General features: G+C 74.4%; 16 protein-coding genes and 2 pseudogenes. 13 read left to right on the forward strand and 5 right to left on the reverse strand.

All coding sequences use genetic code 11. The features are described 5' to 3' along the window. Nucleotides 1–83: 83 nt before the first annotated feature. Entirely contained in the window at nucleotides 84–1,421 is a 1,338-nt protein-coding gene (gene gdhA, locus AWW66_RS27340) for an NADP-specific glutamate dehydrogenase (RefSeq protein WP_067372165.1), read from the reverse strand. A gap of 449 nt (nucleotides 1,422–1,870) precedes the next feature. Between gdhA and AWW66_RS27345 the strand changes: the two genes are divergently transcribed. From AWW66_RS27345 to AWW66_RS27360, 4 genes are all read left to right on the forward strand, one after another. Further along, the gene (locus tag AWW66_RS27345; RefSeq protein WP_067372167.1) at nucleotides 1,871–2,452 is read left to right on the forward strand and encodes a hypothetical protein; all 582 of its coding nucleotides are present in this window, start codon (nucleotides 1,871–1,873) and stop codon (nucleotides 2,450–2,452) included. Nucleotides 2,453–2,586: 134 nt separating this feature from the next. Then, nucleotides 2,587–3,774: a hypothetical protein gene (locus AWW66_RS27350; RefSeq protein ID WP_245648511.1), complete on the forward strand. Its 1,188-nt coding sequence runs from the start codon at nucleotides 2,587–2,589 to the stop codon at nucleotides 3,772–3,774. Between the two features lie 16 nt (nucleotides 3,775–3,790). Then, entirely contained in the window at nucleotides 3,791–4,765 is a 975-nt protein-coding gene (locus AWW66_RS27355; RefSeq protein ID WP_067372131.1) for a pirin family protein, read from the forward strand. Nucleotides 4,766–4,832: 67 nt separating this feature from the next. Next, nucleotides 4,833–5,507 (forward strand): hypothetical protein, encoded by a 675-nt coding sequence (locus tag AWW66_RS27360; RefSeq protein WP_067372135.1) that lies wholly within the window; start codon nucleotides 4,833–4,835, stop codon nucleotides 5,505–5,507. Between the two features lie 324 nt (nucleotides 5,508–5,831). On the opposite strand, the gene AWW66_RS27365 is transcribed toward AWW66_RS27360, so the two are convergent. Then, nucleotides 5,832–6,104 carry a DUF2795 domain-containing protein gene (locus AWW66_RS27365; RefSeq protein WP_067372138.1) on the reverse strand — a complete coding sequence of 91 codons (273 nt, stop codon included), beginning with the start codon at nucleotides 6,102–6,104 and terminating at the stop codon, nucleotides 5,832–5,834. 215 nt (nucleotides 6,105–6,319) lie between these two features. Between AWW66_RS27365 and AWW66_RS27370 the strand changes: the two genes are divergently transcribed. From AWW66_RS27370 to AWW66_RS27400, 7 genes are all read left to right on the forward strand, one after another. Then, nucleotides 6,320–6,730: a DUF2267 domain-containing protein gene (locus AWW66_RS27370; protein WP_067372141.1), complete on the forward strand. Its 411-nt coding sequence runs from the start codon at nucleotides 6,320–6,322 to the stop codon at nucleotides 6,728–6,730. Between the two features lie 155 nt (nucleotides 6,731–6,885). Then, on the forward strand, nucleotides 6,886–8,118 hold the full coding sequence (locus AWW66_RS27375; protein WP_067372144.1) for a DUF418 domain-containing protein: 1,233 nt from the start codon (nucleotides 6,886–6,888) through the stop codon (nucleotides 8,116–8,118). 252 nt (nucleotides 8,119–8,370) lie between these two features. Next, nucleotides 8,371–9,390, forward strand: a complete 1,020-nt coding sequence (locus AWW66_RS27380; RefSeq protein WP_067372147.1) for a TerC/Alx family metal homeostasis membrane protein — start codon at nucleotides 8,371–8,373, stop codon at nucleotides 9,388–9,390. 174 nt (nucleotides 9,391–9,564) lie between these two features. Continuing rightward, a complete protein-coding gene (locus AWW66_RS27385) occupies nucleotides 9,565–10,164 on the forward strand; it encodes a sulfite oxidase-like oxidoreductase (protein ID WP_067372149.1) in 600 nt (199 codons plus the stop codon). 144 nt (nucleotides 10,165–10,308) lie between these two features. After that, nucleotides 10,309–11,043, forward strand: a complete 735-nt coding sequence (locus AWW66_RS27390; protein WP_067372150.1) for a ferredoxin reductase — start codon at nucleotides 10,309–10,311, stop codon at nucleotides 11,041–11,043. Nucleotides 11,044–11,059: 16 nt separating this feature from the next. Further along, nucleotides 11,060–11,353: a DUF6510 family protein gene (locus AWW66_RS27395; protein WP_067372152.1), complete on the forward strand. Its 294-nt coding sequence runs from the start codon at nucleotides 11,060–11,062 to the stop codon at nucleotides 11,351–11,353. A gap of 79 nt (nucleotides 11,354–11,432) precedes the next feature. Then, entirely contained in the window at nucleotides 11,433–12,734 is a 1,302-nt protein-coding gene (locus tag AWW66_RS27400) for an NAD(P)/FAD-dependent oxidoreductase (protein ID WP_067372154.1), read from the forward strand. 83 nt (nucleotides 12,735–12,817) lie between these two features. Here AWW66_RS27400 and AWW66_RS27405 read toward each other — a convergent pair. Beyond that, nucleotides 12,818–13,438 (reverse strand): annotated as a pseudogene (locus AWW66_RS27405) (DUF2267 domain-containing protein); the annotation flags it as partial. A gap of 207 nt (nucleotides 13,439–13,645) precedes the next feature. Between AWW66_RS27405 and AWW66_RS27410 the strand changes: the two are divergent. Next, on the forward strand, nucleotides 13,646–13,948 hold the full coding sequence (locus AWW66_RS27410) for a hypothetical protein (RefSeq protein ID WP_067372159.1): 303 nt from the start codon (nucleotides 13,646–13,648) through the stop codon (nucleotides 13,946–13,948). Nucleotides 13,949–13,985: 37 nt separating this feature from the next. Here the strand turns inward: AWW66_RS27410 and AWW66_RS27415 are convergent, their stop codons facing one another. Further along, a complete protein-coding gene (locus AWW66_RS27415) occupies nucleotides 13,986–14,348 on the reverse strand; it encodes an STAS domain-containing protein (RefSeq protein ID WP_067372162.1) in 363 nt (120 codons plus the stop codon). A gap of 48 nt (nucleotides 14,349–14,396) precedes the next feature. Beyond that, nucleotides 14,397–14,801 (reverse strand): STAS domain-containing protein, encoded by a 405-nt coding sequence (locus AWW66_RS27420; protein ID WP_067372164.1) that lies wholly within the window; start codon nucleotides 14,799–14,801, stop codon nucleotides 14,397–14,399. Nucleotides 14,802–14,996: 195 nt separating this feature from the next. On the opposite strand from AWW66_RS27420, the pseudogene AWW66_RS27425 reads away from it, so the two are divergent. After that, nucleotides 14,997–15,432: pseudogene (locus AWW66_RS27425) on the forward strand (PP2C family protein-serine/threonine phosphatase); the annotation flags it as partial.

The following is a 15,432-nucleotide window of genomic DNA, read 5'->3' on the forward strand; positions in this document are numbered from 1 at the left end:
CCTGGTCGCCGAGCACTGGAAGAGCTGACGTGAGAGGTGTTCTGGCCGGTGTCCCCGTCACGGGGACACCGGCCAGTCGCGTCTCACACCAGGCCGTGGGCCAGCATCGCCTCGGCCACCCGACGGAACCCGTTGATGTTTGCCCCGGCCACGTAGTCACCGGGCAGGCCGTACTCCTCGGCCGTGGCCCAGCAGCGGGCGTGGATGTCGCGCATGATCTCCCACAGCCGCTGTTCCGACTCGGCGAAGGTCCACGACTCGCGGCTGGCGTTCTGCTGCATCTCCAGCGCGCTCACCGCGACCCCGCCGGCGTTGGCGGCCTTGCCCGGGGCGAACCGCACCCCGGCCCGGCCGAGGATCCGGACCGCCTCCGGTGTGGTCGGCATGTTCGCCCCCTCCACCACCGCGAGGCAGCCCCCGGCGACCAACCGCGCGGCCTCCGCGCCACCGATCTCGTTCTGCGTCGCGCACGGCAGGGCCACCTCGCAGGGCACCTCCCAGACGGTACGGCCGGCGACCGCCACCGCGTGCGGCACGTGCCGCACGTAGTCGTCCAGGCGGGCCCGGCGGCCCTCCTTGAGGTCCCGCAGCACCGCCAGGTCGATGCCCTTCTCGTCCACCACGTACCCACCCGAGTCGGAGCAGGCCACCACCGTGCCGCCGAGCTGGTGCACCTTCTGGATCGCGTAGGTGGCCACGTTGCCGGAGCCGGAGACCACCACCCGCTTGCCGTCCAGGCTGTCGCCGGCCTGCCGGAGCATCTCCTCGGCGAAGAAGGCCGCCCCGTACCCGGTCGCCTCGGTCCGTACCTGCGCGCCCCCGTACGCCAGCCCCTTGCCGGTGAGCACCCCGGACTCGTACCGGTTGGTGATCCGCTTGTACTGGCCGAACAGGTAGCCGATCTCCCGGCCGCCCACCCCGATGTCCCCGGCCGGGACGTCGGTCAGCGCGCCGATGTGCCGGTACAGCTCGGTCATGAAACTCTGGCAGAACCGCATCACCTCGCGGTCCGAGCGGCCCTTCGGGTCGAAGTCGGCGCCGCCCTTGCCCCCACCGATCGGCAGCCCGGTCAGCGCGTTCTTGAAGATCTGCTCGAACCCGAGGAACTTCACGATCCCCAGGTACACCGAGGGGTGGAAACGCAACCCGCCCTTGAACGGGCCGAGCGCGCTGTTGAACTCCACCCGGAAGCCCCGGTTGACCCGGATCCGGCCGTGGTCGTCCTCCCACGGCACCCGGAAGATGAACTGCCGTTCCGGTTCGCAGATCCGCTCGACGATCCGGGCGTCGGCGTACTCGGGGTGGCGGGCCAACGCCGGGCCGATGCTCTCCAGCACCTCCCGGACCGCCTGATGGAACTCCGGCTCACCCGGGTTCCGGGTGACCACCGTGGCGAACACCGTCTCAACGGCCTCCGGCATGTCCGACACATCCCTTCCGACGCGGGGCGGCCCCGTCGTCACCGTCGCGTCGGCGCGATCCGGTGGCCGGCCCCGGGTACGGGTTCCCACCGCCGTCCGGTTCAGCCCTGGTGACCGCCGTCCGGCCACCGCCACGCTGCGTCGGATGTCCGGTTCGGCGGTGTGGTCGGGGGCACCCGTCGGCTGGAATGGCGGTGGGGGTGGGGTCGTTATACCTGGCGTACGACCGAGCAGGGCACCCCTTCTCGCCTGGCGGGGGTGGGGGCCGGGCCGCCGGAATGATGGTGGCCGGCCGGTCGTTACATCTGGGCCCGGCGTGGTGAGCCGCCCCCGCGAGTTCCCGCGCTGGTTTCTTTCCCCCCTTTGGACTTCAGTGAGCGCCCCTGACGGTGCTCGTGCGCCCGCGTCCCCTGGTGTGGGTGTCGACGATCCCCCGAATGGAGCTGGTCATGAACTCGATTATTCGTCGGAGTGTGTTGGGTGTTGCTGGTCTGGCTTTTGCCGGTGGTGTGTTCGCTGGTCCGGTGGTCGAGGTGCAGGCGGCTCCGGTGACCGGTTCGGCGGTGGCGGTGGCGGAGAGCCGGCCGGACACGGCGGTGTTGCTGCCGCATGGTGAGCCGGCGGGTCAGTCGCGGATCGACCTGAACGAGGAGCAGGTGGCGAACACGAAGGCGATCATCGCGGCGACGAAGAAGGCCGGGATGGACGAGCGGGCTGCGGTGGTGGCGATCGCCACGTCGCTGCAGGAGTCGAAGTTGGAGAACCTGGGTCATCTGGGTGACCGCAACGACCACGACTCGCAGGGCCTGTTCCAGCAGCGTCCGTCGTCGGGTTGGGGCACGGTGGAGCAGATCACCGACCCGGAGTACTCGACCCTGGCGTTCCTGAAGGGCCTGAAGCAGGTCGACGGCTGGGAGGGTATGCCGTTGACGAAGGCCGCGCAGACGGTGCAGGTGTCGGCGTTCCCGGACCACTACGCGCAGTGGGAGAAGCAGGCCGCCGACCTGGTCGCCAAGTACTGGAACAGCTGACGCACCACCGCACACCACCGCAGACGCGCACGACCGCTGGCCGGCACCCGTACCCGGGGTGCCGGCCAGCGTCGGATTGATCCGAAGCCTTCCCGGGCACGTACCACCACAGGGGACCGGGAAAGGGGAGGCGAGTGTCGTACCACGACATGTACCGGCGGCCGGCGACGACACCGGTGCCGGGCGCTGACCGGCCGGGTGTCGACGACGACCAGCCGACGATCGAGATCGTCCTGCCGGCCCGTACCGGCGAACCGGCCGAGGTGCTCCGCCTGACCCCCGCCGTCGGACGGGCGCCCGCTCCCCGCCGTGCCCCCGTCGCGGTCGACAGCCAGCCGGTCCACGCCGCCGGTACCACCGCCGCCGGCCCCGGCAGCCCCGCCGCCGGAACCCCTGGGGCCGAGCCGCCGACCGGCCGCAGCGGCGGCGACCCCGCCGCCGGGCCGGTGGACCCGCCGCCCGGGGTGATCATCGAGGTGGCCGGGGAACCGGCGACCGGGGGAGCCCCGCCCCGGGCCCGCTGGTCCCGGGGCACCCGGCTGCTCACCGCCGCCGTCGCGCTGGTCCTCGTCCTGGGGGCCGCGGCGGTGGCGGCGACGCTCACCGACCCGAACCCGGCCGGGGTGACCTTCTCCGGTGCCGGCCGCCCGGCGACCGGCGCGAACGCCGGCGAGGACGGTCCCGGGGGCGTGGTCGCGGCGCAGTCCGGCCCGGCCGGGGTGCTGACCGCACCGCTCGACGGCCGCCGCCGGGCCACCTTCGAACTCGTCGACGGACTGGCCACCCTCTCGCTGCGCACCGCCGACCTCGGCGACGACCTGTACCGCATCGGCAGCCCGGCCGAATCCGGCGTCGACCCGGCACCACGGGTCCTCGGCGACCAGGTCCGGCTGCACGTCAAGCGCGGTACCCGCCCCGGTCCCGGCGTCGTCGACGTGGCCCTCAACTCCCGGGTCGACTGGCGGCTCCAGATCACCGGCGGCGTCGACCACCAGGTGCTCGACCTCAGCGGGGGCCGCAGCGCGGGGGTCGACCTGCTCGGCGGCGCGACCCGTGTCGACCTGCGGCTGCCCCGGGTCACCGGCACGCTCCCGGTCCGGATGACCGGCGGGGTCAACGAACTGCTGATCCGGGTGGCCGGCGACCCACCGGCCCGGGTCCGCGCCGCCTCCGGCGCCGGCACCATCCGGGTCTACGACCAGCGGCAGGCCGGCATCGCGGCCGGTGCCGTGGTCAGCTCCCCGCACTGGGACACGGTCGCCGACCGGATCTGGGTCGACCTGGTCGCCGGGGCGAACGTGGTGACCGTCGGCGCGAGCTGAGCGTACAGTCAGGGTGGTGGAGCGCACCGAATCGCTGCCGGCCTCGACCCGGCCCGCCGGCACCGTCCCGACCGACCCCGCGAGCGTCCTGCTGCCCGGCCACGACGTGCCGCTCGGGCGCTGGACCACCGTGCGGCGGCTGCTGCCGCAGCGCCAGCGCCGGATGGTCGGCGCCTGGTGCTTCGTCGACCACTTCGGGCCCGACGACGTCGCCCGGCGGCCCGGCATGGAGGTCCCCCCGCATCCACACACCGGCCTGCAGACCGTCACCTGGCTGCTGGAGGGGGAGATCCTGCACCGCGACAGCCTCGGCAACGTGCAGCCGATCCGGCCCGGCCAGCTCAACGTGATGACCTCCGGGCACGGTATCGCCCACTCCGAACGTTCTCCCGAGGCGCGTCCCCCGGTGATGCACGGCGTGCAGCTCTGGGTGGCCCTGCCCGACCCGGCCCGGGCCGGCGCGGCCGACTTCGCCCACCACGCGGAGCTGCCCACCTGGCACGCCGGTGAGCTCACCGGCCGGGTGCTGGTCGGCGACCTCGACGGCGTGGTGTCACCGGCGGTCACGCACACGCCGTTGGTCGGCGTCGACCTCACGGTCGCCGGCCCGGCGCCGGCCACCGTGCCGCTGCGCCGCGACTTCGAGTACGGCCTGCTGGTCATGTCCGGCACGGCCGAGGTCGACGGCGTGTCGGTGGACGTCGGCGCGCTGCTCTACCTGGGGACCGGTCGGGCCGCGCTCACGCTGCGGGCCGCCCCCGGCAGCCGGGTGCTGCTGCTCGGCGGGACGCCCTTCGAGGAGCCGCTGGTGATGTGGTGGAACTTCGTCGGGCGCTCGCACGAGGAGGTCGTCGCCGCCCGGGAGGACTGGATGGCCGGCGCGGCCCGGTTCGGGACGGTCGCCGACGACCCCGCCCCACCGTTGCCCGCCCCGGCGCTGCCCACCACCCGGCTCAAGGTCCGGGACCGGCACGGCGGCGTCCACCCCTGACCCGCACCGGACCGGGGTGCCGCCTGTCCGGCAGGCGTGGCCGCCGCCGGTGCGGGTAGTCGCCAGCATGCCGACCCAGACTGCCACCGCCACCGCCACCATCGAGGACAAGAAGCGTCTGGTCCGCCGGCTCGCCGGCAGTGGACGCGGGTTCGCCGAACAGTACGGCTTCCCGGTCACCAACAACCCGTCCAGCCTGTTCCAACTGCTCGGCCTGGCGGTGCTGCTGGCCCGGCGCGGGGACTTCCGGCGGGCGCTGGACAGCGCGCGGGGGCTGCGCGAGGCGGGCTGGGACAGCGCCGCCCGGATGGCCCGCTCGCTGCACGCCGACCGGGTACGGGTGCTGCGCGACACCGGGCAGCGGGGCGACGTCGACGCCCTCGCCGACGTCCTCGGTGACCTCGCCCGGACGGTCGTGCAGCGCTACCGGGGCGACCTGCGCCGGCTGCGCTCGGCCGCGCACCAGGACCCGGCCCGGGAACGCGCGCTGCTGGCCGAGCTGCCCGGTGTGGACACCTCGGTGGTGGACCTGTTCCTGCGGGACGCCCAGGCACTGTGGCGGGAGGTCGCCCCGGTGGCCGACCGGCACGCGCTCGCGGCGGCCCGCCGGCTCGGGCTGGGCCGGTCGGCCGATGACCTGGCCGGACTGGCCGGCAGCGGCGAGTCCGAACGCCTCGCCTGGCTGGTGGGCGCCCTCGCCCGGGTCGACCTGGAGAAGCGGTACGCGGAGCTGACCGGGTGAGGGCCGGGCAGCGGCGGCGGTGAGCGATCGGCCCTCCGGGCACCCCGCTGTGGCACCCAACCTGCGACCTGCGTGGACAGCACCGACCATCGGCGTGATCACGAACGTGGGCTGCCACACAGTTCCGCCAATTTCAGCCGTTAGGACGATGGTGCCACGTATGCTGGCTACGGCAGCGATGCCCGCCCGGTTCGGGCGATCATCCGCCTGGCGGTCGTCACCCGGTTCGGGTGTCGACCCGGCCAGGGACTGGTTTCCCTGTGGCGCCCCGGTTCGCGGTTCGCGAACCGGGGCGCCGGTCCGTTCCGGCCTCGCCCGCGCGGCTCAGATGCTGCGCAGGTGCTGGGAGACACGCTGGTGGCGCTTGTCCCGGGCCTGGGCCGCCCGCTGCGGCGCGTCGACCTCCGGGGCGGCGTCGACGTCGGCCGACCGGGCCACCTCGGTGCCGTTGGCGTACTCCACCGGGGGCAGGGCGCGCAGGGCCTGGAGCACGTGCGTCGGGGCGCCCTCCCGCTCCGCCTCCCGGATCACGTCGGACTTCCCGGCCGGATAGTCCAGAGCGGACAGGTACTGCAACACCTCGGTGTAACTCGCCATGGTGGGGCTCCTCGTGGTCAGCGGATCCGGTCACGACCGGCCGCGGTTACCCACCCCGCCGCCGGTCACGCGCCCCGACCCCGGCGATCCCGCCCACTGGACGCCCGGCCGGTGCCCCTGGTTTCCGGGTCCCCCGCACGGGTACCCGAGGCACCCGCCGCAGTGGCGGGGACCGGGTAGCGGCGGGCGGCGACCAGCCGAAGGAGCAGGGGCGGATGAACTACGACACCTTCGTCGACCAGGTGGCCCGGCGGACCCGGGCGTCCTCCACGGACGCGGTCGAACGGACCCGGGCGACCCTGGAGACCCTGGCGGAGCGGCTGACCGGTGGGGAGGTGCTGGACCTCGCCGCGCAACTGCCCGCGCCGTTGCAACTGGCCCTGAAGCCGGGCGCGGGCGCGGAGGCGGCCGACCGGTTCGGCGCGGCCGAGTTCGTGGCCCGGGTGAGCCGGCGGGCCGGCGTCGATGAGAGCACCGCCCGCGACGCCGTCCGCGCGGTCTTCACCACCCTGCGGGAGGCGATCGCCGGCGGCGAGTTCGACGAGGTGGTGACCCGGCTCCCGCGTGACTACCGGGACATGGTCGAGCCGGCCCTGGCCCCCGGTACCGCCCTGCGGGGCCGGTGACCCACCCGCCGTCGGCGGGCGTGGCGGGGTGCGACGTTCGAGGCGGCCGGGATCCGTCGGAAGCAGCATGCCGATATCGGCGGGCGGGAGGAGGGTCGAGGGCGGTCCGGCTGACAGGCTGACCGGGTCTGCCGGACCACGCGAGGGGATGCCCGATGACCGCCGCCGTGACCACCACCGGCGGGGTCGTCGCCCCGCCCCGGGTCGCCCTGCTCGACGTCCTCCGGGGCGTCGCCATCCTGGGCACCCTGGCGACCAACGTCTGGATCTTCGCCACCCCCGGCGCGGAGGCCCGCGTCCTGCTCGACGTCGCCGGTGTGTCGGCCGGCGTCCCGCTGGCCGGGGGGCAGCCGGTCGCCGCCGCCGTCGAAGGGGTGTTCCGGTTCCTCGCCAACGGCAAGTTCCTCGCCCTGCTCACCATCCTCTTCGGCGTCGGGCTGGCGATCCAGCACCGCGCGGCGCTGGCCCGGGGCAGCGGGTGGCCCGGCCGGTACGGCTGGCGGGCGCTGCTGCTGTTCGTCGAGGGCACCCTGCACTTCGTCCTGGTCTTCGCCTTCGACGTGCTGATGGGGTACGCGGTCACCGCGCTGCTGGTGGCCTGGCTGCTGGCCCGTACCGAGCGGGTCCGGCGGGTGGCCATGTACCTCGCCGGCGGGCTGCATCTGGCCCTGATGGCGCTGCTCACCCTGGCCCTGGTCGGGGCCCCGCCGGGGAGCGCCCGGGGCGGGGACGGGGCCCTCGCCGAGGCGGAGCGGCTCTTCGCGGTGCAGGGCTGGCCCGACCAGGTCGGGTTCCGGCTGGCCAACCTGCTGGCGCTGCGCGCCGAACCGATCCTCGCCGCCGGGTTGCTGGTCTTCCTCTTCCTGCTCGGGGTCCGGTTGTTCCGGGCCGGCGCCTTCGGCGACGACGACCGGGGCCGGGCGTGGCGCCGCCGCCTGCTGTGGCTCGGGCTGGGTGTCGGGCTGCCGCTGAACGTGGCGACCACCCTGGCCGGGCCGGACTGGTTCCTGCTGGACCGCTACGTCTGCGCGCCGCTGGTGGCGTTGGGCTACCTCGGGCTGGTCGGTGTCGTGCTCGACCGTCGGCGGACCGGTGGTCCCCGCAGGCAGCGGTCCGGGCCGGGCCGGGTGAGTGCCGGGCTGACGGCGGTGGGGCGCAGCGCGCTGTCCTGCTACGTGCTGCAGAACGTGCTCTGCGTGGTGGTCTGCTACGGGTGGGGCCTGGGGCTCGCCTGGGCCTGGCGGGATGTCGCGCCCTGGTGGGTGCTGGGCCTCTGGGTGGCGGTCTGCGGGGTGCTGGTCCTGGCCGCCCACTGGTGGAGCACCCGGTTCGGCCGGGGCCCGCTGGAGGCGCTCGGGCGGGTGCTGCTGCGCAGGCTGGCGCGGTGATCCCCGGGCGCCACGCGGTGTCGCGCGTCGCCGGGACCGCCGTGGCGGACCCGATCCACGACGCGGACGCACCGACCTGCCGGGTCGAGTTGTTGTCCTGGCCGGGGCTGCCCTAACCTGGTCCAGACGAGGGGAGTACTTCCCACGAACCATGCCGGTCAGTACGGTGCATTCGCGTGCACCCCGGGTGGTTGCCCATGAAACCATGGGTGAAGGAGACCTCGAACATGGAATGGTGTTCGAGGAGGCCTCATGTCCGAAATCTCGTATTTGTCCGCCGGGTCGCTGACGACCATCGGCACGCCCACCCTCTGGGGCGTGACGATCGCGGCCGTGCTTCTCCTGCTGGCGCTCGACTTCCTGGTCACCCGTCGCCCGCACGAGGTCTCCCTGCGGGAGGCGATCGGCTGGTCGGTGTTCTACATCGCCCTGCCGCTGGCCTTCGGCGCCTGGCTCTGGTACGAGTACAGCAGCCAGCAGGGCATCGAGTACCTCACCGGGTACCTGGTGGAGAAGTCGCTCTCGGTCGACAACCTCTTCGTCTTCATGCTCCTGCTGGCCGCCTTCGCGGTGCCGTCCGTGCTCGCCCAGCGGGTGCTGCTGTTCGGCATCACCGGTGCCCTGGTGCTGCGCGCCATCTTCATCGCGCTCGGCGCCGCCGCCCTGCAGACGCTGGACTTCGCCTTCCTGCTCTTCGGGGTCATCCTGATCGTCACCGCGATCAAGCTGCTGCGCGACGCCCTCTCCGGGCACGAGCAGGAGGTCGACATCACCAAGATGCGCTCGGTCCGCCTGCTGCGCCGGTTCATGCCGGTGACCAACGAGTACCACGGCACCAAGATGGTCGTGAAGCTGGACGGCCGCCGGACGCTCACCCCGCTGGCCCTGGTCGTGGTCGCCGTCTTCGCCACCGACGTGGTCTTCGCCGTCGACTCCGTGCCGGCCGTGTACGGCATCACCGAGGACCCGTACCTGGTCTTCGTCACCAACGCGTTCGCGCTGCTGGGGCTGCGGGCGCTCTACTTCGTGCTGCACGCCGCGCTGAGCCGCCTGGTCCACCTGAGCTACGGCCTGGCGATCATTCTGGCGTTCATCGGCGTCAAGCTGGGCCTGCACTGGGCCCACGGCATCTGGGACGGTGTCCCGGAGATCCCCACCCTGGCCTCGCTCGGCGTCATCATCGGCGTCCTGGTGATCGTGACCATCACCAGCCTGCGGGCCACCCGGCACGCCGAGCCCGGCCCCACGGAGATCGTCAAGGAACGGCTCTGAGCGCGGCCCGCGGATAGCCGCAGGCCCGCTCGGGACCTCCGCCCGGGCCCGGTGACGCCACCGTCACCGGGCCCCCGGCACGTCCGGGCCGCCAAGGTGCCCGTCGGACGGGGCCGCCGGCGTGACTCCGGCAAACCGGACACGGGGGCGGTCTCCGGGTGGTACGACTGACGGGTGGGAATCGTCTCGCCCGGCTTCCAGGGCCGGCCCCGCCCGGCCGGCCCGGCCCTGCCACCGGGGCAGTACCTGACCGAGGACTTCCCGGTGCTCTCCGCCGGCCCGACCCCGACGGTGTCCCCGCAGGACTGGGAGTTCGTCCTCGCCACCGAGACCGGCGCGGAGTACCGCTGGTCCTGGCCGGAGCTGATGGCGCTGCCGCAGGAGACACCGACCGTCGACATCCACTGCGTCACCCGCTGGTCCAAGCGGGACACCTCCTGGCAGGGCGTCAGCCTGGACACCCTGCTCGACGGCGTCGACACGGCGGCAGGGTACGCCGTGGCCCACTCCTACGGCGGGTACAGCACCAACCTGCCGCTAACCGACCTGCGCGACGGGCGGGCCTGGATCGCGCACACCTACGAGGGCCGCCCGCTGCCCGCCGAGCACGGCGGGCCGGCCCGGCTGCTGGTGCCGCACCTGTACTTCTGGAAGTCCGCCAAGTGGGTCCGGGGCATCCGGCTGACCACCACCGACGAGCCGGGGTTCTGGGAGACCGCCGGCTACCACGACTACGGCGACCCGTGGCGCGAGCAGCGCTACGCCGGTGACTGACGTGCCGGCCCGTCCGCCGCGTCGACGCCCGGCCGCGCCGGTTCGTCCGCTGCGCCCGGCCACGCCGGCCGGTTCGCTGCGCCCGGCCGCGCCGGTCCGTCCGCCGGGCGGACGCCCGGCGACCATCGCGGATCGGGTCCGGCGGTGAGCGCCGCGCTGACCTGGCGGGTGGCCCGGCTGGCCGGCCGGCGGGTGGAGACCCCCACCGCGCACACCCTGCTCCTCGACGTGCCCGGTTGGCCCGGCCACCTGCCGGGGCAGCACCTGGACCTGCGGCTGACCGCCGCCGACGGGTACCAGGCCGCCCGGTCGTACTCGCTGGCCGCCCCGGCCGCCGGGAACCGGATCGAGGTCACCGTGCAGCGGGTGCCCGACGGCGAGGTGTCGCCGTACCTGGTCGACGTCTACGCCGAGGGCGACCCGGTGGAGGTGCGCGGACCGGTCGGCGGCTGGTTCGTCTGGCGGACCGACCAGGCCGCCCCGGTGCTGCTGGTCGCCGGGGGCTCCGGCGTGGTGCCGCTGGCCGCGATGGTCCGCGCCCGCCGGGCGGCCGGCAGCCCGGCCCCGTTCCGGCTGATCCACTCGGTCCGCACCCCGGCCGACGCGCTCTACGCCGACGAACTGCGTCGCCGCGCCCGCGACGACCCGGGCCTGGACGTGGCGTACGTGTACACCCGCGAGGCGCCGGCGGACTGGCCCGGCGGGCCGCACCGGATCGGCGCGGCCGACCTGACCCGCCACGGGTGGCCGCCCGACCGGACGCCGTTGTGCTACGTCTGCGGCCCGACCGGCTTCGTGGAGGCCGTCGCCGACCTGCTGGTGGGGCTGGGCCACCCGGCCGGGCGGGTACGCACCGAACGCTTCGGGCCCACCGGCTGAACGGCGAGGAGAGCTGATGACCGAGACGTCGTACCTGGACGGCAACATGCTCGACGGCCCGTTGCGGGAACTCTTCGCCGTCGACCTGAGCGCCGCCACCGCCCGCTGCCAGACGTGCGGCCGGGCCGGCCCGGTCGGCGGGCTGCGCGTCTACTCCCACGCCCCGGGTCTGGTGGCCCGCTGCCCGGCCTGCACGGCGGTGCTGCTGCGGCTGGTCCGGACCCCCGACCGGGCCTGGCTGGACCTGCGCGGCGCGACCTTCCTGGCGGTGCCGGTGCCACCGGAGCGGGCCGGCCCGCCGCCGGGCTGATCCGCCGAGCCGGGGCCGAGGGGCCCCGCCGGTGCCGGCGGGACGTTTGTCCCGCGATTCGCCGGGAACGGCAGCAGGCATGACGAAACCTCGTGTGGTGATCGTGGGTGCCGGTTTCGCCGGATACCACGCGGCGAAGACCCTCAGCCGGCTGGCCCGCAACCGGGCCGAGATCGTCGTGCTGAACTCGACCGACTACTTCCTCTACCTGCCGCTGCTGCCCGAGGTGGCCGCCGGGGTGGTCGAACCCACCCGGATCTCGGTGCCGCTCGCCGGCACCCTCGACGGCGTGCGGGTGGTGGTCGGCGAGGCGGACCGGGTCGACCTGCACAACCGCTGGGTGGGCTTCACCCAGCCCGAGGGGGACCGGGGCCGGCTGGCCTACGACCGGCTCGTGCTCGCCGTCGGCAGCGTCAACAAGCTGCTGCCCATCCCCGGGGTCACCGAGTACGCGCACGGCTTCCGGGGCCTGCCCGAGGCGCTCTACCTGCACGACCACGTGGTCCGTCAGATCGAACTGGCCGAGCAGGCCCAGGACCCGGCCGAGCAGCAGGCGCGGGCCACCTTCGTGGTGGTCGGAGCCGGGTACACCGGTACCGAGGTGGCCGCCCACGGCCAGCTCTTCACCGACGCGCTCGCCGCCCAGCGGCCCCGGCTGTCGATCCGTCCCCGCTGGATGCTGCTCGACGTGGCCCCCCGGGTCCTGCCCGAACTCGACCGGCGGATGTCGGTCACCGCCGACCGGGTGCTGCGACGCCGGGGCGTCGACGTGCGGATGGGCACCTCGGTCGCCGAGGCCACCGCCGACGGGGTCAAGCTCACCGACGGCGAGTACATCCCCACCTGCAGCCTGGTCTGGTGCGTCGGGGTACGACCCGACCCCTTCGTCGCCGACCTGGGGCTGCGGACCGAGAAGGGCCGCCTGGTCGTCGACGAGTACCTGACCGTCCCCGGCTTCCCCGAGGTGTACGCCTGCGGCGACGCCGCCGCCGTCCCCGACCTGGCCCACCCCGGCCAGATCTGCGCGATGACCGCCCAGCACGCCCAACGGCAGGGCAAGCTCGCCGCGCACAACATCGCCGCCTCGTACGGCCAGGGACGGCGGCGGCCGTACAAGCACCACGACCTGGGCTGGGTGGTCGACCTGGGGGGTAAGGACGCGGCGGCGAACCCGCTGAAACTGTCCCTGTCCGGGCTGCCGGCCAAGGCGGTCACCCGGGGGTACCACCTGCTGGCCATGCCGGCGAACCGGGCCCGGGTCGGCGCCGACTGGGTGCTCGACGCGGCGCTGCCCCGGCCGGCCGTGCAGCTCGGCCTGGTGCCGGCCCACGCCGTACCCCTGGAGAGCGCCGCGCCCGAGATGCCGGTGCGGCAACCCTGACGCGAACCTGGTCCGGGCGGCCGTCGGCGCGTGCCGGCGGACGGCCGCCCGGACCACGGGGCCGGTCCCGCCGGTCAGCCGGCGGGCGGGAACAACTCGCGCAGCCCCGGCGGCACCGGCAGCGACGCCACCAGGTCGGGCTCGGCCTCGGCCAGCGCGGCGATGGTGGCCTCGGCCTGGTACCGGGCCTGCTCCGGGGTGGCGGCGCTGAGCCGGGCCACCTCGGCGAGGAACCCGGGCAGGTCCTGGTGCCGACGCACCCCGTCGACCGGGAAGACGTCGTGCAGCTTCATCGGCACCGCCGCGAACAACCGCAGCCGGTCCGGCTGGTCCAGCGCGCCGCCCAGGCTCAGCACGGTCGCCTCGGCCCCCACCTTCGCCACCGCGAAGTCCGTCCCGCTGCGGCGGCCGATCTCCTCCACCAGCGCCCGGTACCCCCGGGGCACCGAGGTGGGCGGCGTCGGCCGGGCCGCGGTGGTCTGCGGGCGGGGCGCCGGGGGCGGGGTGGTCGGCCCGCCGCGCGTGCTGTCCGGCTTGTGCCGACCGGCCGGTGCCGGTCCGGACCGTTTGCCCCGGTCGAGGTGGCTGAGCTGTTTCGTCGCGCTCAGGCTGGCCCCGGTCTCGCTGGCCTGCCGGCCCCGTTCGCGGGCCTGCCGGGCCAGGGCCCGGCGACGCTGGTTGTCGCCCTCCATCTGCTTGCGCATCGGGATCACCTCGTTCCTGCTCGGCTCGTCGGATCCCTCCCGGTCCGCCTTCCCGCCCGCGCCGACGCCGAAACGACCGGCCACCCCGCCGCCGGGACGCCGTCCGGCGGCTCTCACCCGCCCGGGGTGAGGGGCGCTCACCCGGGGCGGTCACACCATCGACAGGCGACGAGGCAACTTCCGAGGTACGCGGAAGGGAAGGTCGTCATGAGGCGGATCATCGAGATCGTGCCGGCCCGTCCGGGGTGGTACGCCCGCTGGCGGCTCGCCGCCGGCACCACCCGGTGCTACCCGGTGAGCCTGTGGGCCCTGGTGGAGGAGTCCGACGGCACCGGTCGGGAGGTGGTCGGGGTCGACTGCGTCGGCCAGTGGCCGGGCGCGGAGGACAACGAGGCGGGCGTGGAGTTCGTCCGGTACCTGTTCCACACGCCCGACGCCGGTCACCCCGAGGACGCCGAGCCGCCGACGCCGGCGACGGGGCTGCGCCGGCAACCGACGACCGCCGCCTGAGCCGACCCGGTCGGGGCGGCCCCGGGACGAGCGCCGGTCAGCCGACCGCCCGGGTGCCCTCACCGGTCTCGCCGGAGCCCTCGCCGGAGCTTCCCACCGCCAGCAGCTCGGCCAGGCCGGTGCGGTCGAGCAGCTGCTGGAGCTGCGGATTCATCCCGGTCAGCCGGACCGAACCGGTGCCGGAGCGGTGGATCACGACGAAGGCGCTGAGGCCGGAGGAGTCGCAGAGGCTGACCCCGTTCAGGTCGACCTCCAGTGCCTGGAACCCGTGCCGGCGCAGCTCGGCGGTCGCGGCGATCAGCTCCGGGGCGGTGTCGAAGTCCAGCTCGCCGGTCAACCGCAGCCGGGCGCGACCGGCGTCGAGCCGGGTCACCTCGATGGACAACAGTCGGGACGGCATGGCTCCAGTCTCCCAGCCTCCCGCGAGCGGGGCACCCCGAGGGGGTGCCTACCCGGCGGCGGCGGGTCGGTGCAGCGTCGGGCCGGCCTCACCGGTGCCCGGTGGGGTGGCGGGCGGGCGGGCGAGCAGGCCGGTGACCCCGGTCATGTCGAGGATGGTGTCCAGGAACCGGGGCGTCGAGCGGAGCTGGATCGCGGTGCCCCCCTGCTGCCCCTCCCGCCAGGCGTGCACGATCAGGGAGAGGCCGGTGCTGTCGATGAAGAGCAGTTCCTGGAAGTCGAGCACGAGCACGGCCGGGTGCTCGGCGAGGATCCGGTCCACCTCGAGGCGCAGCGGGCGGGCGGTGGCGTAGGCGAGGTCACCCCCGATACGGACCAGCGGGGCAGCCGGGTCCGTACGGTCGACGACGAGACTGAGCGGCGTCGACTCCGGCTTCCTGCCTTGGGGTACCAACGATCACGCCTTTCCGCAGGGGCTCGCTAGCGGGGATCGTAACAATCCCGTCGGGACCCCGCAGCGTACGGCCGAGCGGGCGGTCGACCGAGGTGGCGGTACCGGCATATCGGCGTAGGGTGGGACGAAGAGATTGGATCACATCCCGCCGGGGCCGGCGAGATGTGGGAGTCGAGAAGGAGTGGGGCTTAGCCGGTGGCTGCTGCCGACGTCAGGGACTGGGATCCCGGCGACGGACGGATCTTCCCCTCGGGCGTCGAGCGCTCGGCGTGGGCCGTCGATGCCGTGACCCGGCCGGCGCTGGCGCCACTGGACCCCGACCGGGACCATCCGGCCGCGCCGGACTGGTCCGAGGTGGTCGAGCACTTCCGCGAGGGTCTGATCGTCTGCGACGCCGACGCCGTGGTGCGCCACCTGAGCCCGGTCGCCGAACGCCTGCTGCCGGAGGTCGCGGTGGGCCTCCCGCTCGCCGCCGCCGGTCCCGCCGCGCTCGCCGCCGAGGCGCCCACCGGCGAGTTCACCCACCACGACCGGCGGCTGCGGGTTCGCCGGGTGCCCCTGTCCGCCGGCCGCTGCTGCTGGTACGTCGAGGACGTCACCGAGAGCGTCACCCGCGCCGACGCGGTGCTGG

Origin of the sequence: Micromonospora rosaria (assembly GCF_001567585.1) — a bacterium.
GTDB lineage: Bacteria > Actinomycetota > Actinomycetes > Mycobacteriales > Micromonosporaceae > Micromonospora > Micromonospora rosaria.